The sequence below is a fragment of the Pseudoalteromonas sp. GB43 genome (genome assembly GCF_054923805.1).
The window spans coordinates 831847-853192 of sequence record NZ_JBPCHJ010000002.1 but is presented as its reverse complement, the minus strand read 5'-3'; the positions used below and the strand labels follow the sequence as shown (position 1 = coordinate 853192).

Annotated in this window: 18 protein-coding genes and 7 pseudogenes; 8 read left to right on the top strand and 17 right to left on the bottom strand. The window is 40.4% G+C overall.

Going from position 1 to position 21346, the window contains the following annotated elements; translation table 11 throughout:
* Positions 1-4 precede the first annotated feature (4 nt).
* From ACRWSG_RS21285 to ACRWSG_RS21260, 6 genes and pseudogenes are all read right to left on the bottom strand, one after another.
* Entirely contained in the window at positions 5-511 is a 507-nt protein-coding gene (locus tag ACRWSG_RS21285; RefSeq protein WP_462167468.1) for a hypothetical protein, read from the bottom strand.
* Between the two features lie 122 nt (positions 512-633).
* Positions 634-1120: pseudogene (locus tag ACRWSG_RS21280) on the bottom strand (N-acetyltransferase family protein).
* A gap of 146 nt (positions 1121-1266) precedes the next feature.
* A pseudogene (locus tag ACRWSG_RS21275) lies at positions 1267-4375 on the bottom strand (efflux RND transporter permease subunit).
* A 9-nt stretch (positions 4376-4384) separates the two neighbouring features.
* The gene (locus ACRWSG_RS21270) at positions 4385-5308 is read right to left on the bottom strand and encodes an efflux RND transporter periplasmic adaptor subunit (RefSeq protein ID WP_462167467.1); all 924 of its coding nucleotides are present in this window, start codon (positions 5306-5308) and stop codon (positions 4385-4387) included.
* The gene (locus ACRWSG_RS21265) at positions 5230-5511 is read right to left on the bottom strand and encodes a hypothetical protein (protein WP_462167466.1); all 282 of its coding nucleotides are present in this window, start codon (positions 5509-5511) and stop codon (positions 5230-5232) included. Before ACRWSG_RS21265 ends, ACRWSG_RS21270 begins: the two co-directional genes overlap by 79 nt.
* A gap of 56 nt (positions 5512-5567) precedes the next feature.
* Positions 5568-5945 (bottom strand): hypothetical protein, encoded by a 378-nt coding sequence (locus ACRWSG_RS21260; RefSeq protein WP_054552100.1) that lies wholly within the window; start codon positions 5943-5945, stop codon positions 5568-5570.
* 157 nt (positions 5946-6102) lie between these two features.
* Between ACRWSG_RS21260 and ACRWSG_RS21255 the strand changes: the two are divergent.
* From ACRWSG_RS21255 to bfr (ACRWSG_RS21230), 6 genes and pseudogenes are all read left to right on the top strand, one after another.
* A pseudogene (locus tag ACRWSG_RS21255) lies at positions 6103-6965 on the top strand (cation diffusion facilitator family transporter).
* Positions 6966-7029: 64 nt separating this feature from the next.
* On the top strand, positions 7030-8100 hold the full coding sequence (locus tag ACRWSG_RS21250; protein WP_054552233.1) for a PepSY-associated TM helix domain-containing protein: 1071 nt from the start codon (positions 7030-7032) through the stop codon (positions 8098-8100).
* Between the two features lie 28 nt (positions 8101-8128).
* Complete coding sequence (locus ACRWSG_RS21245; RefSeq protein WP_462167465.1) at positions 8129-8464, top strand: DUF3703 domain-containing protein; 336 nt, start codon at positions 8129-8131, stop codon at positions 8462-8464.
* Between the two features lie 353 nt (positions 8465-8817).
* Positions 8818-10952 (top strand): annotated as a pseudogene (locus tag ACRWSG_RS21240) (TonB-dependent receptor).
* Between the two features lie 210 nt (positions 10953-11162).
* Positions 11163-11636: a bacterioferritin gene (gene bfr / locus ACRWSG_RS21235; RefSeq protein WP_054552096.1), complete on the top strand. Its 474-nt coding sequence runs from the start codon at positions 11163-11165 to the stop codon at positions 11634-11636.
* Positions 11637-11647: 11 nt separating this feature from the next.
* Entirely contained in the window at positions 11648-12112 is a 465-nt protein-coding gene (gene bfr, locus ACRWSG_RS21230; RefSeq protein ID WP_054552095.1) for a bacterioferritin, read from the top strand.
* Between the two features lie 57 nt (positions 12113-12169).
* Here bfr (ACRWSG_RS21230) and ACRWSG_RS21225 read toward each other — a convergent pair whose 3' ends face one another.
* A complete protein-coding gene (locus tag ACRWSG_RS21225) occupies positions 12170-12643 on the bottom strand; it encodes a mechanosensitive ion channel family protein (protein WP_054552094.1) in 474 nt (157 codons plus the stop codon).
* A 58-nt stretch (positions 12644-12701) separates the two neighbouring features.
* Entirely contained in the window at positions 12702-13157 is a 456-nt protein-coding gene (locus tag ACRWSG_RS21220; protein WP_138617434.1) for a hypothetical protein, read from the bottom strand.
* A 181-nt stretch (positions 13158-13338) separates the two neighbouring features.
* Here ACRWSG_RS21220 and ACRWSG_RS21215 point away from each other — a divergent pair, with 181 nt between their 5' ends.
* Positions 13339-13770 (top strand): hypothetical protein, encoded by a 432-nt coding sequence (locus tag ACRWSG_RS21215; protein ID WP_462167464.1) that lies wholly within the window; start codon positions 13339-13341, stop codon positions 13768-13770.
* A 289-nt stretch (positions 13771-14059) separates the two neighbouring features.
* On the opposite strand, the pseudogene ACRWSG_RS21210 reads toward ACRWSG_RS21215, so the two are convergent.
* Positions 14060-16059: pseudogene (locus ACRWSG_RS21210) on the bottom strand (urocanate hydratase).
* An 11-nt stretch (positions 16060-16070) separates the two neighbouring features.
* A pseudogene (hutH, locus tag ACRWSG_RS21205) lies at positions 16071-17563 on the bottom strand (histidine ammonia-lyase).
* A gap of 120 nt (positions 17564-17683) precedes the next feature.
* Between hutH and ACRWSG_RS21200 the strand changes: the two are divergent.
* Positions 17684-18580, top strand: coding sequence for a LysR family transcriptional regulator (locus ACRWSG_RS21200; protein ID WP_166340887.1), 897 nt, complete (start codon positions 17684-17686; stop codon positions 18578-18580).
* Here ACRWSG_RS21200 and ACRWSG_RS21195 read toward each other — a convergent pair.
* From ACRWSG_RS21195 to ACRWSG_RS21165, 7 genes and pseudogenes are all read right to left on the bottom strand, one after another.
* Positions 18558-18965 carry a DoxX-like family protein gene (locus tag ACRWSG_RS21195; protein ID WP_166340886.1) on the bottom strand — a complete coding sequence of 136 codons (408 nt, stop codon included), beginning with the start codon at positions 18963-18965 and terminating at the stop codon, positions 18558-18560. The genes ACRWSG_RS21200 and ACRWSG_RS21195 overlap by 23 nt on opposite strands.
* A gap of 49 nt (positions 18966-19014) precedes the next feature.
* On the bottom strand, positions 19015-19431 hold the full coding sequence (locus ACRWSG_RS21190) for a DUF805 domain-containing protein (protein WP_138599969.1): 417 nt from the start codon (positions 19429-19431) through the stop codon (positions 19015-19017).
* A gap of 186 nt (positions 19432-19617) precedes the next feature.
* Positions 19618-20146 (bottom strand): annotated as a pseudogene (locus tag ACRWSG_RS21185) (DUF4240 domain-containing protein).
* A complete protein-coding gene (locus ACRWSG_RS21180; RefSeq protein ID WP_036971837.1) occupies positions 20143-20337 on the bottom strand; it encodes a YwbE family protein in 195 nt (64 codons plus the stop codon). Before ACRWSG_RS21180 ends, ACRWSG_RS21185 begins: the two are co-directional and overlap by 4 nt.
* Before the next feature lie 59 nt (positions 20338-20396).
* Complete coding sequence (locus ACRWSG_RS21175) at positions 20397-20843, bottom strand: hypothetical protein (protein WP_462167463.1); 447 nt, start codon at positions 20841-20843, stop codon at positions 20397-20399.
* A 2-nt stretch (positions 20844-20845) separates the two neighbouring features.
* The gene (locus ACRWSG_RS21170; protein ID WP_138599972.1) at positions 20846-21118 is read right to left on the bottom strand and encodes a hypothetical protein; all 273 of its coding nucleotides are present in this window, start codon (positions 21116-21118) and stop codon (positions 20846-20848) included.
* Entirely contained in the window at positions 21111-21317 is a 207-nt protein-coding gene (locus ACRWSG_RS21165; protein ID WP_138599973.1) for a hypothetical protein, read from the bottom strand. The genes ACRWSG_RS21170 and ACRWSG_RS21165 overlap by 8 nt, the downstream gene beginning before the upstream one ends.
* Positions 21318-21346: the final 29 nt, after the last annotated feature.

Sequence of the window (21346 nt, the reverse complement as noted above, 5' to 3'; positions counted from 1 at the left end):
ATCGTTAATGTAATAACTGCGTTTTATGGGGATGGTCAGCTAATAGCTGGTTGATTCGGTTAATGAGTGTCGGAAATGCCGATGCCATGCTCGCAAATTTAACCAGCTCATAATAGGTTTTGTGATGATGGTGCAGCACCAAGATGCGAACCTGCTGCTCTGGGTGATTTAACAGCGCGCTTAATCGTTGATGAGCATGGCAAAGCCAGGTGCAGGCTTTATCTGGTTTTTGCATGACTTTAAAGGTGTCGGCAAGATTCAAAGTGGCAACAACAAATGCTGCAATACAGTGCTCTAACGAGCGAGTTACCGAATGGTTGATTGGGATATTAGAAAACTGTGCGAGTAGTGTTTCAGCGCAGCTGCTGGCAACCGTGTAATGATCACGCGCAGTAATAAGCTCGCCAGATTCAAATGCTAAGTTGCCTTGATAAATTGCACTTTGCCAAGGGGCAAGCGCGTCATCAATGGCGTTCGAGGTTAACGGTGTGTGGCGTGTTGTTTGAGTCATAAAAATCACCTGCACTTATACCAATCATTCTATGTGTATTTAAACTACACATAGAAAAGATCAAATGCAAATGATTTTTATTTATATTGTTATTTGTTAATTTTAAGCTATAACAACATTAGTTATTGATGCGCAAAGTCGATAAGCTCTTAAATCTGTTAGGCGGTAAATAATCCATTCGTTTTGCGGTTTAGCACCAATGCTGTCGTAAAAATCAATGGCTGGTTTATTCCAATCAAGTACCACCCACTCAAAACGACCACAGTCTTTTTCGAGTGCTTGCTTAGCTAGATATTGCATAATTTGCTTACCAGCACCTTTACCACGGCTATCTGCACTGACGTAAAAATCTTCTAAATACAAACCATTTTTACCAAGCCAGGTTGAGTAATTATAAAAATACACAGCAAAACCAATTGGTGTGTCGCCCTCTAAACAAATAACACTGTGAGCTGTAGCACCTTCACTGAATAACGTTTTTAAAATAGCTTGCTCGTCTGTTTTAACTGCGTCAGGTTCTTTTTCGTAGATAGCAAGTTCGGTAATAAAATGTAGGATTGTTGCAGCATCACTTGCGACTGCCGGACGAATTGTAATTGCGTTACTCACTCTGTATTCCTTTTTTACATCATTATTGTAACGCCCAGTTTATAAGGGCTTTAGCATGGTGTAAACGCCATTTACAGAAATACACGGCATTAAAAAGGGGCTACTAAAAGTTAGCCCCATATGCTTTATTTACTCATCGACTTATTTTATTCACTCATCGACTTATAAAGAACCGGAAGTACAAATAAAGTTAAAAAGGTAGCACTGACCAAGCCGCCAACAATAACCGTGGCAAGGGGCTTTTGTATTTCGGCGCCTATTCCTGTGCTAAGGAGCATTGGAATTAGCCCAAGCATTGAAGTAAGCGCGGTCATAAGTACGGGTCTAAGCCGTGAAACAGCACCTTCAAATACTGCTTTATCTTTGCTATCTCCTGCACTAACCCTTTGATTAATGCTTTCGACCATCACCACACCATTCAATACCGCAACACCAAATAGTGTAATAAACCCTACTGAGCTGGGTACAGATAAGTATTGCCCAGAGATATACAATGCAATCACTCCCCCAATCACAGCTAAAGGAACATTGACAAGAATAAGTACCACTTGCGATAGGTTACTAAAGGCAAAATACAGCAATAACGCAATGAGTAATAAGGCTACTGGCACTACTATCATCAGCCGTTGCTGTGCCCGTTGCTGGTTTTCAAACTGCCCACCAATGGCTACACTGTAACCACTTGGTAGCTGTATTTTATCGGCTATGGCAGCGCGTATATCGGCAACTACAGAGCCCATATCTCGCCCCTGCACATTCGCTTGAATAACCACCCGCCTTTGAACATCATCGCGACGAACTTGTGGAGCGCCAGACTCTATTTGTACATCGGCTACATCCCCCACCCTAACAATGGCACCCGCTGGGGTTCGCAGTCGAAGATCAGCAATCACATTTGGGTTTTGCCGAAAGCTTTTTGCTATACGCACATAAATATCATAGCGCTCATTGGCATTAATGATTTGCCCTGCAGATTGCCCGCCAATACCGTGCTGAACTACATCCATCAAATCAGCCACCGATAAACCAAAGCGCGACAATGCTAAACGGTTAGGTTTAACTATCAGCTGTGCTTCACCGCCTATTTGCTCCATAGCAACATCTTTAGCACCAGGTATTTGCTGAACTAACTGCTCAATTTGTTGGCCTTTTTCAGTTAAAACGCCCAGGTCACTACCAAATAATTTTATTGCCAATTGCGCTTTAACACCCGATAAAAGCTCATCTACTCGGGTTGCAATAGGCTGTGAAAAGTTAAACAAAAGCCCAGGAAATTGTTCAAGCTTGGCTTCCATTAGCTGCTGTAATTCGACCCGCGTTTTCGCGTTTACCCATTGCTCATGAGGTTTTAAGCCTAAATAGATTTCAATGTTGTTGACTGGTTCAGGATCACCCCCTACTTCAGCCCGACCGATTCGGCTCAGCGCATATTCCACCTCACTAAATTCAAGCAACATAGCTTCAAGCTTTGGTGCAACTGAGATTGCCGTTTCGAGACTTGCAGATGGAGCAAGTGTCACACGTAGATTAATAGTACCTTCTTCAAGCTCTGGCACAAATTCAGTACCCAACCTTGGTAGCATAACGGCCGCTACAATCAGTAATAACCCTGCTATCGCTAAAACGCTGCGTTTAGCCTGCAATGCTTTTTGTAAAGCCCGTTGATAAAGCATATCGATAGGTTTTAACAGAATACTTTGCTTTACTGTCACGCCCTTAGCAAATAAGTACACACACAGAGCTGGCACCACAACCAAGGCAACGATCACAGCACTAATAATCGCAAGCATAATACTTACAGCCATTGGCTGAAATAACTTAGCCTCAACGCCTTCAAAGCTAAACAGCGGTAAAAATACCGTTAGTATGATCAAAGAGGCAAAAAAGATAGGCCGTGCGACTTCTTTTGCAGCAATAGCCACCAGCTGCGAAGAGGGCTTATGTTGATTATGTTTAAGCCCTAAGTGCCTAAATACATTCTCAACCATCACAACAGAGCCATCTACTAGCATACCGATTGCAACAGCAATCCCACCCAACGACATTAAGTTTGCCGACAAGCCAAGCCATGCCATTACACTCAGTGCTAAGCCAATCGAGATAGGGATCGACAACAACACCAAAAATGTTGCCCTTAAATCCAACAAAAATAGCGCTAATACAATGATAATAAATACAAAAGCTAAAAGCAGTGCATCAACAACCGTTTGTACCGCTTGGCTTATAAGCTCTGCTTGGTCGTAAATGGCTTTAAATTCAACCCCTTTTGGCAGTGCTTGATTTATCATCTCGACACGCGCGTTAATGCCATCAATTGTTTGCTTGGTATTAGCGCCCATTCGCTTGAGCACGATACCAGTCACTACTTCACCACGATTGACTATTTCGCCTTGTTCATTGCGTTTAGATAAGGTGACAGCGCCTTGGCGAATTTCACTACCAAGCTCAACATTCGCAACATCAGCCACTTTAACGACCGTCCCATCAATGGTTTTGATAGGTGTTTGTGCAATCTCAGCAAGCCCTTTTTCGCCTGGGGTAAACCAACCTGTACCACGAATAACAAGCTGCTCTTGACCACGGTTCATATACCAGCCACCCACATTACTGTTGTTAGCATCTAGTGCGTTACTAACATCTTGCTGTGTTAAGTCATAAGCAAGTAACTTATTGGGGTTTATGTTCACTTGATACTGCTTTACCTCACCGCCAAATGACAGAATATCGGTCACACCATCAATAGGTAATATAAGTAACTTAACCACCCAATCATTTAAACTACGCAGTGCCATGCTATCTATGTTGGCACCTGGCTTTGCTTCAAGTAAATACTGATAGACTTGTCCAAGTCCTGATGTATTGGATCATGGTTGGCATACCCACCCCAGCTGGGATCAACTCTTTAGCAGACTGCAAACGTTCAAAAACTAGTTGCCTAGCAAAGTAAATATCGACGCCTTCTTTAAACACCACAGTGACGCCCGATAACCCTGTTTTAGAAATAGAACGCACCTGCTCTACATCGGGCAGCGCATACATAACCGCTTCTATCGGGTATGTGATCAGCTGCTCAACTTCTTCAGCCGCAAGCCCTGGCGCTTCGGTACTCACTGCAACTTGCACATTCGTCACATCAGGAAAGGCATCTAAATTAAGTTTTGGGATCATAAATGCACTCACTGCAATCGCTGCAAGCAAGGCCAATACAACCAGTAGACGGTTCTTTATCACCGCCTCAATTAATAAATTAAACATGCATCACCTCTAGTGGTTATGCGGATCAAATCCGCCTTTAGCTAGCTGTGATGCAATAAAAAAAGCACCTTGGGTGACAACTTTAAGCCCGGCTTTAATACCTAACACTTCGCGATAATCACCAAAACGTCTGCCAATGGTTACTTCTTGCGCAGCAAAGCCACCATCGTCATCAACGACAAACAATTGCCAGTCACCATCTGCACTGCGTGTTAATGCGTTTTCAGGTACGGCAAGTACCTCTTGGTCTGTTTCAAAATGAAAATACACATCCGCAAACATGCCTGGGTGAAAACTATGCTGGGTGTTTTTTACCTCGAGCCTAACGGTTCGTGAACGTGTTTGTTCATCAATGGTATGTGCTTCTTGAATAACCCTTGCTGGATAGCGATTGCCGTTAACTTCTAAAAGCGCCGTAGAGCCATTACTGATAGTACGGTCTTGATTAGCTGAAAGCTGAGCAGCAACCCAAAGCGCAGATTCATCGGCTATTAGCATTAGCTCAATCCCCGAATCTACTCGCTGACCTTGGGCAAAGTTATCGGTTAAAACAACCCCAGATGTTTGTGCAAACAAGGTGTATTCACCGAGTTTTTCTGGGCTTATGGTGAGTGTTTGTGCAATAGCTTGTTTTGATAAACCAAAGGCAACTAACCGGCTATAAGCCACTTCATACTCGGCTTTGGCAGTTAAGATTTGTTTTTCGCTAACTGTGCCAGCGGTCATTTTAGTAACGCGTTGCCACTCGGCTTCTGCTAATCTAAATTCTGTTTGCTGGCTAGCCACTTCGCCACTAAATAAAGTGACTAAAGAGTCTCCTTTATTTACATGCTGCCCTAATAAGGCATGGCGTTTTACAACGATAGAATCAACACGCGGTGACACCACATAACTGGCATAGCCATTGGCTTTAATTTCGCCCGGTGCATACAAGGTTGCTTGTGTTTTTTCAGTACAAGGCGTTCTACTTTGATATTAGCGAGTTGCTGTTGCTGCTCAGTTAAACTGACTTCATTAGCATGCTCAGCTTGCTCATTTTCTTGGTGGTTATGCGCTTGCTCTGTCGCATAAATATTTGTCACAGTCATATAGCATACGCACAGCAATGCGTAACGCATAAAATTTCTTAAATACATAGAGTGTCTCTTACTTAAAATGGGCTAAGCCCAAAAAATCTAAAAAAGGTTTTGGATTAAGTAAGAGCTAAAATAGGTGGGCGATGTAGCGGTGCTAAGTCAGCCGATTTGAAGTTGAAATCAAGTGATTCAATTTTAGCGAAATAAACATCAGTAGGTTCAGACAATTGCAGCGAATCGACAAACGCAGGGCTGTGACAAACATGACAATGGCCTTTCTCGGCTGAGTCAGACAACTGTTTGCTAAGCTCGGCATGCTCTGATTGGTGTAACTGGTGATCGCCATTGGCTGCGCAATGGGCTTCAAGGTCAATTTCTTCTGATAACAGTACCGAGGTGTGATTAAACGCAGCATTATGATCGGCCACATCAAAGCTATCCAGCAGTGGCTGGAGCAATAATACGCTAATCAAAATAATAAATGCAGCTTTCACATTGAGCCTAAAAATTAGTACAACGGCGCTAAATTAACAAATCCACCGGCATTTGAACAGTAAATTATAATCTGTACACGAACAATGTATTACAAACATTTCAATACCACGGCACGCATGGTATAAAAATAAAGCAAATCAATAACTCGGTATTTTTATGGGACACGGACACCACCACCATCATCACGATACAAATAACCAAAGCACCCGCCAACTCATGCTGGCAGTTGCAATCAATGTGTTATTAACTGTCGCTCAGGTGATTGGCGGTTTGTTTCTGGCAGTTTATCGTTAATTGCTGATGCACTGCATAATTTAAGTGATGCCTCGTCGTTATTCATTGCCCTAATTGCCCGAAAAATTGGTGCCAAACCTGCCAACGATCGTTATCAATACGGCTATAAACGCGCTGAAATTTTAGCAACCCTATTTAACAGCTTAAGTTTAATTGTGATTGGTGGTTACTTAATTGTTGAAGCTATCTCCAACTATTTAAACCCTGAGCCCATTGATGGTTGGATCATCATTTGGGTTGCGGGTTTTGCGCTAGTTGTTGATCTTGTCACCGCTCTTTTAACTTACAAAGCAGGTGCTAAAGACAGCATGAATATTCGTGCTGCGTTTATACATAATGTGTCTGATGCATTAGCTTCAGTGGTGGTGATCATAGCAGGTACCTTAATTATTCTTTATCAATGGTATATTGTTGATTTAATTGCCACTATGCTGATTTCTTTATATGTCATTTACCATGGTGTTTTGCTGTTAATAGCGAGCAGTAAAATATTGATGCAGGCAGCCCCTGATAATTTTGCTTTAGCAGCAGCTACTACTGAGCTCAAAACCCAATTTGCAATTACTGATATTGATTATCTCAAAACGTGGCAAATAGACAATCATCACGTTCATTGCGAGCTAAAGTTTAGTGCCAAGCACAACATCAATAACGATGAAATACGTCACTTTTTGCATGATAACTTTGCAATTGAAAGCTGCACCATTGAACAAGTTTTAGTGTAAATGTTACGCGTTATCATTTACTATTCAGTTTTGTTTTAACAGCAAACTGAAGGAACAAACCTTGTTGAAGTTGTGGTTACGTCGTACGCATTTATTGCTTGCCTTAGTAAGCGGTTTATTTTTGATTTGTTTAAGTTTGACCGGTGCGTTGCTTATTTACGCAAAAGACATTCAATACCTTACTCAAAGCGATAAATGGACTGTAACACCAGCGGCTTCAGCACTTGATTTTGATAGCCTCATAAAACATGTTTCAGCTTCAACTAAACAACCGGTTACCCTGTTAATGCCTGAGCAGCGCAGTGATCTTGCCTGGCAATTACAGTTAGCTAATAACCGCTATGTCAGTGTTAACCCATACAATGGTCAAGTTCTACATGAGTACGATTACTACAGCACGATTTATGGTTTTACCATGGCTTTGCACCGCTGGTTGCTTTATGAAGATGCCGATAAGAACCGCCCGCTAAGAAATTGGGTTTCGGTATGTGCTCTAATACTCATTTTTGAGATTCTGCTCGGTTTTTATATTTGGGTTAAGCCAAAAAATCGTATTAAACGTTTGGCTATTAAGCGTAAAGCAAAATTCAGAGTGCTGATGTATCAGCTACATACCGTTCTGGGTGTGTATTTTTTAATTCCACTCATTTTAATTGCTTACACAGGTATGGCGTTTAACTGGAAGCCACAAACCAAAGCCGTATTAGAATTTGTGATGCAAGGTACAGTTGAAGATAGACCAAAACCACCAGCCGTTATTCCCCCTTTAGATGCTACGCCATTTCAAGTGCAAAAAGCGTTTGATAACGCACAAACTGTATTTCCTGAGGGTAAGTTATTTAGAATTTATTTACCGAAAAAACCAACTGATAACATAGGTTTTAGAATAGAGAACCCGGGTGAAAGCCATGCTTATAGTTGGGTATGGGCGAACCCATATTCAGCAGATATTGTTGCAAGCTATGATGCCAGCCAAAGCTCATGGACCACGCAAACATGGAACTTTAAATATAAGTTTCATATTGGTGATTTTGCAGGCTCTATCGTGCAATTACTGTGGTTACTGTTTGCTTTATCACCGTTGTTTTTCACGATTTCAGGTGTTTACTTTTGGTACAAACGGCATTACAAATAAACAACCATTACTAAACATACCATTCGCCATGAATAATGAGCTCAAAAATGCCTTTAACACCGAAATGATATTGGCTAGAACTAGTTATGAGAAAGCAGATTACACAACCGCTTTTTATCACTTAGAGCGGGCTCATATTCTCGGTCAAAGCTATATTATTCCGCACACTTACTCACATTGGTGGATGTGTAAAATTGGTTTTAAAACCCATAATACCAAGGAAATAATTGGCCAATTTGTTCGTATGGCTGCTTCAATTGTATTTTCGCGTATTTGGATACCACTCGGTAACACCGGCGGCACTAATGTTAGCCCTTTCAAACCAATGCCTATACCTGACGACTTAAAACGCTTTTTAAACTAGTGCCAGCTAATACCAACCCGCAATAATACTTAATCATTTTGAGGGATTAAACCTGTCGCTAACGGCGTTAAAAATTTCTCATTTAGAACAACTAAATAACGAAATTTTTGCCTTGTTATCAACGAGGTTTTATTGCCTCAAAATAGACTACTTAATTAAGCGGATTGGTATAAAAACACAGCTACAGTCCTGCTAAACCTAATAGCTATTTGCTAAATAACTAATTTAAAAAGTAGGTACAAAACAACACAGTCAATTATTGCAAACAATTATCATTAGCCTTGCCTTTACACTTCTTTACATTTAGACTGCCGCACAATCACATAATAAATACCGATTTAACAAGGACAAGCATGTTAAAAACCTCACTTACTCTGGTCGCTCTTGCAATTAGCGGCCAATCATTTGCTGATAATGCCATCAATAAAAAACTTACCGCAGAAGAAATGGAACACGTTGTTGTATCGGGCAGCCGTGTATTTGAAAGCATTGATGAAGTACCCGCTTCTGTCACGATTATTAGCCAAAAGCAAATTGAAGAGCATTTAAAAGTTAATCCAGAACTACAAAGCTTACTTGCGCAAATGGTACCTGGTCTTGCACCTGATACAGGTAGTTCGAGTAATACAGGTCAGAGTTTACGTGGCCGTGCACCACTTGTGATGATTGATGGTGTGCCACAATCTACACCACTCAGAAACGGTTCGTTAGGGGTCAAAACACTCGACCCAAGTGCCATTGCACGTATTGAAGTGATCAAAGGGGCTACCTCTGTTTATGGTAATGGTGCATCGGGCGGTATTATTAACTACATCACAAAACAAGCAACAAGTGATGGTCAGCCTGAAGGTGAAATTAGCCTATCTTCACGCTTTAGTGCAGTAAAACTTGAAGAAAGCGCTGGTGCCCGTGTCTCTGCAGCGATTAACGGAAGAGCTGATAAAGTTAGCTACTTATTTACCGCAAGTTACGAAGAAAATGGTGTTCAACGTGACGCAGAAGGCGATATTCTTGGCTTACAATATGGTTTATCTGATGCAGTAACCGAAAACTACTTCACCAAACTAGGTTATGATTTTGACGATGAGAAGCAACTGCAATTTAGCTATAACTACTTTAGCTCTCAACAAAAAACCGATTTAGGTGACGTAGTTGGTAACCTAAACGATGGCGAAAAAACCTATGCCATTCATGTACCTAAAGAGCTGCAAAAGAAAGGTAAACCACAAGGCCCAGATGGTAACGAAAACATTACCTTAAAATACACAGACTACGCCCTGTTTACTAATACCCAAATGACGCTCGATCTTTACATGCAAGACATCGAGAACGTGTTTTTCTTTTCTACAAACTTAGCGAACCCAGACGAAGGCTACGAAGGCGATAATCAATTATTCGCTCTGAAAAGAAAGGGGCGCGCGCTACCTTTAATACCCTTGTTGATTTTGACAATGTTGAAGCTACCTTCATTTATGGCCTTGATGCACTGAATGATGTGACTTCTCAGCCACTTGTAGATGGCCGTGTTTGGGTACCAGAAATGGATATGGAAAGCCTTGCAGGCTTTTTACAAACAAAATGGGTTATCAATAATGATTTCGTTATTAAAGCGGGTGTGCGCCAAGAGAGCATTGATTTAACCGTTGATGACTATGAAACCTTAAAGCTTTGCCGCTCAGAAACACAGTGCTCAGTGCCGCTTAGTGTAAAGGGTGACACCATAGATTATGATGCAACCACTTATAATGTAGGTGTGAAATACAATTTACTTGAGGCCTTCAGCCCGTTTGCCAATTATTCACAAGGCTCTGATATCTCAGATATTGGCCGCCTATTACGTGCAGCAACGGTAAATGATATTGGCTTAATTCAAACAGAAGCATCAATCATCGATAACTATGAAATTGGTTTTACCTCACAGTTTGATGACTTACGTTTTGAATTTGCAGCCTATCGCAGTACATCAGAGTTTGGCACCACAAACAGCTTTAATGAAGTAACCGGTGTGTATGAGCCGGTACGTGCACCGCAAGAGATTTGGGGTTACGAAACACTGGTTGATTATAAAATTAATCCAACTCTAAAACTGGTTGCAACTTACAGCTATGTTGAAGGTAAAAACACCGAAGACGACATTTACTTAGGTTCGCGCCAAATAAGCCCACCAAAAGGCACTGCTAACTTAAACTGGCAACCTAATGATGAATTATCACTGACAGTGAGTTATTTATATGTGGGTTCACGCAAACGCTTTGAACCAAATGCAGACGGCGATTATGTTGGCGACCAAGGGCCAATTAGCAGTTACAACCTATTTAACCTAAGCGGTCGCTATAACTTTAGCGATAACTGGCAAGCGTTTATGGGGGTAGAAAACCTATTTAACAATGATTACTACCCTGCCCGTGCCCAGTCATACACCTACGGTGGCTATAACATTAAAGGTTTAGGTACCACTGTGACACTTGGTGCAACCTATAGTTTCTAAATTAAACTTTGTTTAGAACAACAAGCTCTTCTTAGTAAGGGCTTTTTTCATTTAAAAATAGAAACGATAAACTGTTCATTTATCAACCATTAACGCAAACTTAAACGAGAATCACAATCAATAGTAAACAACTGATTTACAAAGGAAAAAGTTTGCAATCTTGTTTTTATATACTACAATTACCGCAACTTGGAATTTGAGGACAGCATTATGAAAGGTAACCAAAAAGTCATCGATAGTTTTAACAAACTACTCGCAAACGAATTAGCTGCTATAGATCAATACTTTATTCATTCTCGTATGTATGACGATTGGGGCCTAAATAAGCTGTATGAGCGCCTTAACCACGAAATGGAAGAAGAAAAAGATCACGCTGATTGGTTGATCAAACGTATTCTGTTCTTAGAAGGCGTACCAAACATGACTAAGCGTCGTGACCTATTAATTGGCTCAGACGTAAAGAGCATGATGCAAAATGATTTAACACTTGAACTAGAAGTGGTTGACTGTGTTAAAGAAGCCATTGCTATCTGTGAACAAGAAAAAGACTATCAATCACGCGAAGTCCTTGAAAAGCTATTGTTTGATACAGAAGAAGATCATGTTTACTGGTTAGAACAACAGCTTGGTCTAATCGACAAAATTGGTAGCCAAAACTACCATCAATCTCAAATGGGCGAATAGAGGCTAATTGTATGAAAGGTGATAAAAGCGTCATTGCTGCACTTAATAAAGTATTAGCGAATGAATTAGTAGGTATTAACCAATACTTTTTACACGCTCGTATGTTTAAAGATTTTGGATTTTCAAAACTAGACAAAGCTGATTACAAAGTATCTATTCAAAAAATGAAAAACGCCGACCGTTTAATTGAGCGTATTTTGTTTTTAGAAGGTTTACCAAACTTACAAGATTTAGGCCGCCTACGTATAGGTGAAAACTCTGAAGAAATGATCGAAGCGAATATGAGCTTTGAACTTGATTCATTACCTGATCTGAAAGCGGCAATTAAACTTGCTGAAGAGAAAAAAGATTACATCAGCCGTGAAGCGCTAGATAACATCTTAAATGAGCAAGAAGAACAGATTGATTGGCTTGAAACACAGCAGCAGTTAATCAAAACCGCAGGGCTTGAGAATTACCTGCAATCTCAAATGTAATTTGCTAAAACTTAAAAAAGCAGCCTAGGCTGCTTTTTTTATGGCTGAAATTTGTGATTAATCGTCTTCGCGATCAATGATTGACACTTTATTACTTAAAATCAAAGAATTAGGAATTAAATGCACCGCTCCCTCGCCTTTAATTGTGATATAGCGCAAATTAAGGTCAATCACTGTGCCCTTTGAATTACTCACTTCAATGTAATTACCAAGCTTAATGGGTTTATAAAGCACAATCATGACACCTGCTACTAGGTTTGAAATAGCATCCTTCAACGCAAAACCCAAAGCAAAGCCTGTTAAACCTAAACCGGCAACTAACGCGGCTACGTCAAAACCCAGTTTCGATAATGCCAGCACAATACCAATGAATAATAAAATAGCGCGCTGCGAGTTAGAAATCAGCCGGAAAGTTTCAAGAGCGGTTGAATCAAAGCGACGTTGAAACTGTTTAATAGCGCGGTCAATAATAAGGCTTGCTATATAAAAAGCAGCAAGCACTAAAAATGCTTGAATAAATTGGCTAGTCATAGAATTATCAGTTAAAAAATAAAGCCATCATAGGCTTAAAATTGTATGAGGCAAACTATTATTGCTTTTCAAACACACAAGACACGTCAGGTTTACTCAGTGTATAAGTGATAATGCCATTATCTTTAAAACGCAAATCTTCAGTTGTTGAACCGTTGTCGTCCTCATTATCACAGCGAAAGTAGCGCTTAGTTCTAACAATGCCATTTACAAAGTATTTTAACTTCGAACTGACAACACAATAGTTAGGAATTTTCTTCACCTGGGTTCCGTTATGTAAGTCACTAAAGTCGATCAATGTTCCTAACCTAAAGCCTTGCGTAGGCTCTTTTATCAATGCAAAGGATGCGTTTTGGCAAACCGCATCGCTATCCTCTTTTACTTTATAATTGCCTTGTTTATCTTTTATCAAAGCCAAAAACTGCGTTTTATTGCTTGGCTTTACATCAAGCAAAGCACTTGCATAAGACGATGTTGAAAACAAAAAAAACACTAAACAAAAGTAATATCTCATTGAAAATCCATAAACTTATAGACACTTAACTAGCATAGCATGCTGATTATGGTTGGTGAATTAATTACCTACTAGTTAATACGACTAAAACATGAAATTAGTTCTGTGATTTAACTTCTCATAGGAAACGAAGCTGTTTATATGCTATAAATTTTAAAGTGACATCTTTGGAGGGAATCTTATGAAATTAATCAAACTAATTACCTTAACGACATTTCTTGCTTTAACAAGCATGCAAAGCCTGGCGAGTGATGACGAATGGAAATCGATTGCCGAGAAAAAGGTAAGCTATAAAAGCGAAACCGATACTGTTAACCCAATCACTAGCAGTCGTTACAGCCATATTAAAATTAAATGTATTCATGGCACTGTGAATCTTAAGAAAATTAAAGTTATTATGAATACCGGTGAAGAAAAGGTGTTTGATAACCTTGGTGTTTTAACCAAAGGAATGTCATCACGTAGCTTAAGTTTACCAGACAAAAACGACGCCAAACTCGATAAAATCAAACTTGAATATGAATCGGTAGGCAGCACAGCCCTGAGTATGGCAGGTGTAACCGAAAAAGCCGAAGTCGAAATTCTCGCGAAAAAAGCTAAGAAAGATGATTAAAGTTGCGAGTCAATGATCTTTGAGACCATGCACCTTAAGTAGCAGCAGCTTTATACTGCTACTTTTTAAATACAAACGCGCGAAACAAGTTTCACGCCTACGAGTGCCCATGTAGGTCGTCATTTATGGCGACAAAAACCGTAGATATTTTCACGTAGGAACGGCTTCAGCCGTGAACCTTAGATGTTCGGCGTTAAAACGCCTCTTAAACGATGCGCTATTTAATAATTTTTGGCAATAAAAAAGGCCATGTTGCGCTTACAACATGGCCTTTTTGCATTGACACAACTTAGAAGTCTAAGTTTGATAAAACTTCATCATCAACGTTATTAGACAAGGTCACTTTAAGTTTAGGGGTACGAGCCATTTCACGTTTAATCGCAAAATTAGCTTCTTCGTTACGCGCCCAACTACGACGAGCAATACCGTTGTTTACATCAAATAAGAGCATAGATTTCAAACGACGCTCGGCAGCTTCACTACCATCGAGTAGCATACCAAAACCGCCGTTGATCACTTCGCCCCAGCCAACACCGCCACCGTTGTGGATAGATACCCAAGTAGCACCGCGGAAACCATCACCAATTACATTGTGAATCGCCATATCTGCTGTGAAGCGGCTACCATCATAAATGTTTGATGTTTCACGGAAAGGTGAATCAGTACCACTTACATCATGGTGGTCACGCCCAAGAACAACCGGACCAATTTCGCCACGATTAATGGCATCATTAAACGCTTTAGCGATTTCAGCGCGGCCTTGTGCGTCTGCATATAAAATACGAGCTTGCGAACCAACAACAAGTTTGTTCTGCTTCGCATCTTTGATCCACGTGATGTTGTCTTGCATTTGCTGTTGGATCTCTTCTGGCGAGTCCGCCATGATTTTATTTAAAACGTCTGCTGCAATCGCATCTGTTTTATCAAGATCTTCAGGTTTACCTGACGTACATACCCATCGGAACGGGCCAAAGCCGTAGTCAAAACACATTGGATAAGAATATCTTGTACGTACGATGGGTATTTGAAATCAATCCCATTTTCAGCCATTACATCGCCACCAGCGCGTGATGCTTCTAGCAAGAACGCATTACCGTAATCAAAGAAGTAAGTTCCTTTTGCCGTGTGCTTGTTAACAGCATCGGCATGGCGCTTAAGCGTCGCTTGTACTTTTTCTTTAAATACTTCTGGCTCTTCACGAATTAAACGATTTGACTCTTCATAGCTGATATCAATCGGGTAGTAACCGCCTGACCAAGGGTTATGAAGTGAAGTTTGGTCTGAACCTAAGTGAATGAAAATATCTTCAGCTAAGAAGCTTTCCCATACATCAACCACGTTACCGATAAAGGCAATTGAAACCACTTCTTCATTTTGCTGAGCCGTACGTACACGCTCAACAAGCTCTGGCATGTTATCAATTAGCTCATCAACCCAGCCTTGTTGATGACGCTTAATAGCCGCCTTAGGGTTAACCTCGGCACACACGGTAATACAGTTAGCAATGTTACCCGCTTTAGGCTGCGCACCACTCATACCGCCTAAACCTGCAGTTAAGAAGATCTTACCTTTTGGTGATTCGCCTTTTTCGAGCACTTTACGGAACGCATTCATTACCGTAATGGTTGTACCGTGAACAATACCTTGTGGGCCAATGTACATAAATGAACCCGCAGTCATTTGACCGTATTGAGTTACACCCAGTGCATTGAATTTTTCCCAGTCATCCGGCTTCGAATAGTTCGGGATCATCATACCGTTCGTTACAACCACGCGCGGTGCTTCAACTGATGATGGAAATAACCCCATAGGGTGACCCGAGTACATGTGTAGCGTTTGGTCTTCTTCCATTTCGCTTAAGTACTTCATGGTTAATAAGTACTGCGCCCAGTTTTGGAATACCGCACCGTTACCACCGTAAGTGATTAGCTCTTCAGGATGCTGTGCTACTGCAGGATCAAGGTTATTGTCGATCATTAACATGATCGCGGCAGCTTGTTCGCATTTAGCCGGGTAATCGCTAATTGAGCGCGCTTTAAGCTCATAGTTAGGCTTAAAGCGATACATGTAAATACGGCCAAATTGCTTAAGCTCAGCGGCAAATTCAGCGGCTAATTCTTTGTGCCATTCTTTAGGGAAATAACGCAACGCGTTACGAATCGCTAATTGCTTTTCGTCAGCCGATAAAATGTCTTTACGTTTTGGAGCACGGTTTGCATCACTTGGATACGGTTTTGGCTCTGGTAATACGCTTGGGATACCTTGCTTAATTTGTTCTTGAAAAGTCATTATTTGCTCCCTTAGTTAACTTTAAACGCTTGCGATTTAACAAGTTCTACCATGGCATCAATGTCTGGCTTAAGTAAGCGATCTTCTTCTAGTTTGGCAACTTTGCTGCGAATTAGCGCAAAGTTTTCTTCAATGATGTCTGAACACTTGTTAGGACGTCTAAATTCGATTGCTTGCGCTGCATACATCAGCTCAATAGCAAAGATTTTATCAAGGTTACCTAAAATCTGGTTTAACTTACGACCAGAGATACTACCCATAGATACGTGATCTTCTTGCCCCATTGATGTTGGTACGCTGTCTGCTGATGGTGGGAAACACAATGATTTATTTTCTGTTACCAATGCCGCAGTCACATATTGCGGGATCATCATGCCAGAGTTTAAGCCACCCGATGTCGTTAACAAACGTGGTAAGCCGTGTAAGCCCTCAAGCAGTAAGTAACAACGACGATCAGCAATGTTACCAAGCTCTGCCGCTGCAATTGCTGCGTAATCTAATACCATAGCAAGTGGTTGACCGTGGAAACCACCACCCGAAATGGCTTCTTCTTCGCTGATCACAATTGGGTTATCTGTTACAGAGTTCATTTCTGTTTCAGCAAGCTCTTTTAAATGGTAGTACGCGTTACGCGATGCACCATGAACTTGTGGAATACAACGTAATGAGTAAGGGTCTTGAACACGGTCACAATCAGTGTGTGAAGCCATGTTTTCAGAGCCTGCAAAAAAGCTACGCATACGTGCTGCAACTTCAACATTACCTTTAAAAGCACGAATTGCGTGTAACTCTTCACGGAACGGTGATTCGCTACCTTGCATACCTTCAATGCTCATAGCACCTGCGATATCTGCAAGGTCTAATAAGTAACGCATTTTAGTAAGCGCAGTAATGGCATGCGATAAAATAAACTGAGTACCGTTAATTAATGCTAGGCCTTCTTTAGCATGTAAATCTAAAGGCGCTAAACCATGCTCTTTTAATACGTCTGCTGCTGGCTTGATTGTGTCGTTTACCCAAAACTCACCTTCACCTAAAAGAGGTAAGAATAAGTGTGATAACGGTGCTAAATCGCCTGATGCGCCTACTGAGCCTTGCTCTGGTACAACAGGGATAATATCAAGTTCAATAAACTTAAGCATACGCTCAACAACGGTTAAACGAATACCTGAAAAACCTTGGCTTAATGCATGTACTTTAGTGATTAGCATCAGCTTTGAAATAGGTTTAGCGATTGGCTCACCCACACCAACAGCGTGTGTGATCAATAAGTTCTTTTGTAAAAGGTTAGTTTCTTCTGGAGAAATTTGTGTATCACATAATGGATAAAGCCCGTATTGATACCATAAATGGCTTTATCTGAGGCAGCCATTTTGTCTACGTTTTGGCGGCTTTTATTAATTTTATCAATTGCTTCTTGGCAAAGCTCTGCCTGTAACGTACCGGCTGCAATAGCATTAACGCTGTCTAACGTTAATTGGTCAACACCATACTTAAATGTCATTTATAACTCCTAAAGAACAGGATTAAGTTTTATTTAGATGGAGTCTAGCTTGCTCTAGTTGTTTTACAAATGCATAATTATCGTTATTCATTCCAGATTTATCGAACTAAAAGAAGAGCTATGCAAGTTCATGACGTAGACCTGCGCTTATTGCGCGTTTTTGTAGCAATTGTTGAGTGTGGCGGGCTTTCAGCCGCAGAGTCACGTTTGAATATTGGCCGCTCCACCATTAGTGCGCATTTATCAGATTTAGAAGTAAGGCTTGGTATTAAATTATGTAAACGTGGCCGCAGTGGTTTTGAAATAACAGACGCTGGCGCCATCACTTATCAGGCATCGATTGAACTGCTTCAGCAATGCGAAGCCTTTGCTAATACCGTAGCAAGCTCTAAAAACGAGTTATCGGGGCGTTTAAGTATTGCCATGATAGATACCATGGTCAGCGACCCACGTTGTGCCATTCCCCGCGTAATCGCAAAGTTAAAGGGCAAAGGTAAAAACATTCAGTTCGATATTAATGTGTGCGAGGCACTAGAGGTAGAAACCGCAGTAGCCAATGGCCGTTCATTAGTAGGAATTGGTGTTAGCCGCCATCATATTCGCGGGTTAGATTACACCGCCCTACACAATGAAACTAACTTTTTGTATTGCGCAGTCGGTCACCCATTATTTGAGTGTGAAGATAAACAAACAGATGAGCTCATTAAAGAAGCCGAAGTGATTACCAGTAACTACATGCGTGATAAAGAAAGCCGAAACGACGGTTTAAACTATCAAAATAGTGCTGTTGCTTATCATGATGAAGGTATTGCACATTTAATTTTATCGGGTGAGTTTATTGGTTATTTACCCGATCACTATGCACAGTTCTGGGTCGATAAAGGTATTTTTAGAGCTATTCAACCGAGTAAATATCACTACGATATTCCTGTGGTATTGATCACCTCAAAAACAAATGCCAGCTCGCCTTTAGCAAATGCCATGATTGACGAAATTAAGCGTTGTTACTCGGTCTAGTGTTTTTGTTTAAAGCTTTTTGCTCTTTAATGAGCACAAGACTAAAGGCGATTATGGCAAAGTTTGTAGTCACAGGATTAAACGCTTCGATTAAAAGTGCGGGTTGTAAAACGGCAACAAACAGCGCTAGCCCAACTAAAGCGGCGATATTGAGAATATTGATAAAGATTGAACGATAAAAAATAAAGAACAGCACGGCAAATATAATTTCACCTATGCCAGCTGCTCGGGTGATGAGCGTTGAGATTTCAGCATTGAAGCCAAAACTGGCCGTCATTTTTAATTCAAGAGGAGCAATATGAATTAGTTTTGGCATCAGCCCATGATAAAGCCAACTAAAGCTGATAATAAATCTAGCTATTTGAATCGTTGTTAAATGCTTCATTAGACACGTTTGTTTTGTGTGCTCTGATATTCAGAGCACACAGTAAAGCTTATAAGCTAGTAGGTTTACCGAAACGGTTCTCAGCTTCATCACCTGCTAAAAAGCCATTTTCGATTAACGCCCAAATACCACCAATCAGTGGAACTAAGCCAATCAGTACCCACCAACCTGATTTGTTACGGTCGTGCCAGCGTTTAACTTGAACCGCAAGCGAAACCCACATAAGCGGGATATAAAAGATGAGTGTGATTACAGAGATTGCTGTTTCATTACCACCTGTTAATAATGCAACTACGAACATAAAAACAAATGAAGCTACAATAATACCTAAGAAAGAATACCAATAAGTCTTACGAGGAATACGTCCTTTAAAAGAAAATAAGATTTCTTTCATGCTTAAGGTAGTTGTTTCTGTTGACGCTGTAGCAAGGTTTGCTTCTGGTGCTTGATATACGTTTTCTGACACTGTCATTTCCTTTGATATGTGTTAAGCAAACTAATTAAACTTAGCTTGCTGATTTATATTGTTAAATTAGCTGAATATAGCGTGAATAAGATACCACAAAATGATTAAATATAGGTACTAAAAATTTCTGAAAGCTATAGAAAAGTAAGTATTAGCGCATAAAAAAGCACCCTTAGGTGCTTTTAATTAGTTCGGTTGTTGCCAATATTTGGCGTATAAATTTGGATAGGTTTGCTTTAAAAACTTGGCCTTATCTTTAAAGCGTTTACCTTTTGGTTGCTCAAACGCCAGATGGTACAAAGGGTAATTCGTCATCATTACGCTCTTCGTAAAGCATACCGGCAATTAAATCGTACTCATCTAAATACGGGTAAGGCTGTTCGTTTAAATGATAAACAGGCGTACACTCAGCAATTGAGTCTGGGTTTTCAAGCGCTTTCAAAAAAGCCTGTTCACCACGTGAAATAAGCCAACATAAAAACTCAGAAAAACCATAATCGTCGTTACATCCGGCCATCACATATGCAGCGCCAAATAAATCCCAGGTATAAGCTTTGCGCATACGTAGGTTAAACTGCTTATCGAACTCCATCAGCTGTTGGTCAGATAAATCAGTAAGCTTTGCTTTTAATGCATTACAAACAGACTCAGGCTCGGCAGTTTTATCTTCGGCGGTTACGAGTTGCCAAAATTCACTTTCGCTTAAAACACTCATGATAAAATCTCTTTCACGCGCCCTACTTGACCATCATCAAGCTGTACTTTAATACCATGCGGGTGATTTGGTGATTTAGTTAAAATACGGGATACCACACCTTGAGTTAACTGGCCTGTTCGTTGATCTTGTTTTAATACAATGTTGACTTCGCAGCCAATTGAAATTTGTGAACGCGTAGGCACTGCCATTGCTATATCTCTTTCAATAATTTTTGCCGATTATAGCCATTTGCAGCTGGCTTACCAAATTAAACCTGTTCGATTGGGCTGTTTTTAAGCAGCGCCTTTGGCAATATCTCATTTAAACGTTCAGTGATGGCTTCAGCTTTACCTTTTATTTGAAAGTCATAACCTTGTCCGTTGCCATCTAAAATTACGGCTAAATAGTTATCAGCAACTTTCAGTTGCGTAATACGGCTTAATTCAACAGTCTTTACTTGCTCGCCATAATAAACCTGCTTAACCGTTAAACTCGTGTCTGTTGCCGTGAGTGTTTTACTAAGCGCTGATTTGGCTGCAAATTTTTCTGTTGAGCGATAGGCTTGCACCATAAAAGCAATTGCAAATATAAAACCGGTAAAACTTGAAATAGGTAATGAGTCTGATTGCAAGCTGTACACACCTACACAAATAAATAACACAGCAAGAGCCAGGTTTAATCTAACCATCTGTTTAGGGTCTAAATTTAAGTACATTATTATTCCTTTAAAAATGAAATTGCTTTTACATTGATAGCTAAATCTTTTGCACTCAATTCTTTGATAATTAGACTGCTAATTAACTGGGTTTGCTCAGCGGTTATCGGCAGCTCTTTACAATAACAACTGACTTTTAGTGATTGCGGTAGCTTTTTTAGATCAGCAGTATGCGTTAACCATGAAAATTCGTGTACTTGTTCTTTTGCTAGTTCGCACGCTTGCGTTAAAGCAACTCGAATAACCTTATCTAGACGCTTTTCTGTTTTAGTCATGTTCTGCTTGTTGTTTTTTAAATTCTTCGTAACTGTCTTGCTGGCGTTTAACACACTCATGGTATTCTTTATCTGCCAAATAATTGCATTCACTTAAACGTGCTGATTGAATTTCATGATAACGGGCATCAGAGCTACACGCTGATAAAACCACAGCAAGCGTTGCAATCACGGCTAATTTTAAAGCGTTAAAAAACATTAAATTTCCTTCATGTAGTTATACATTGG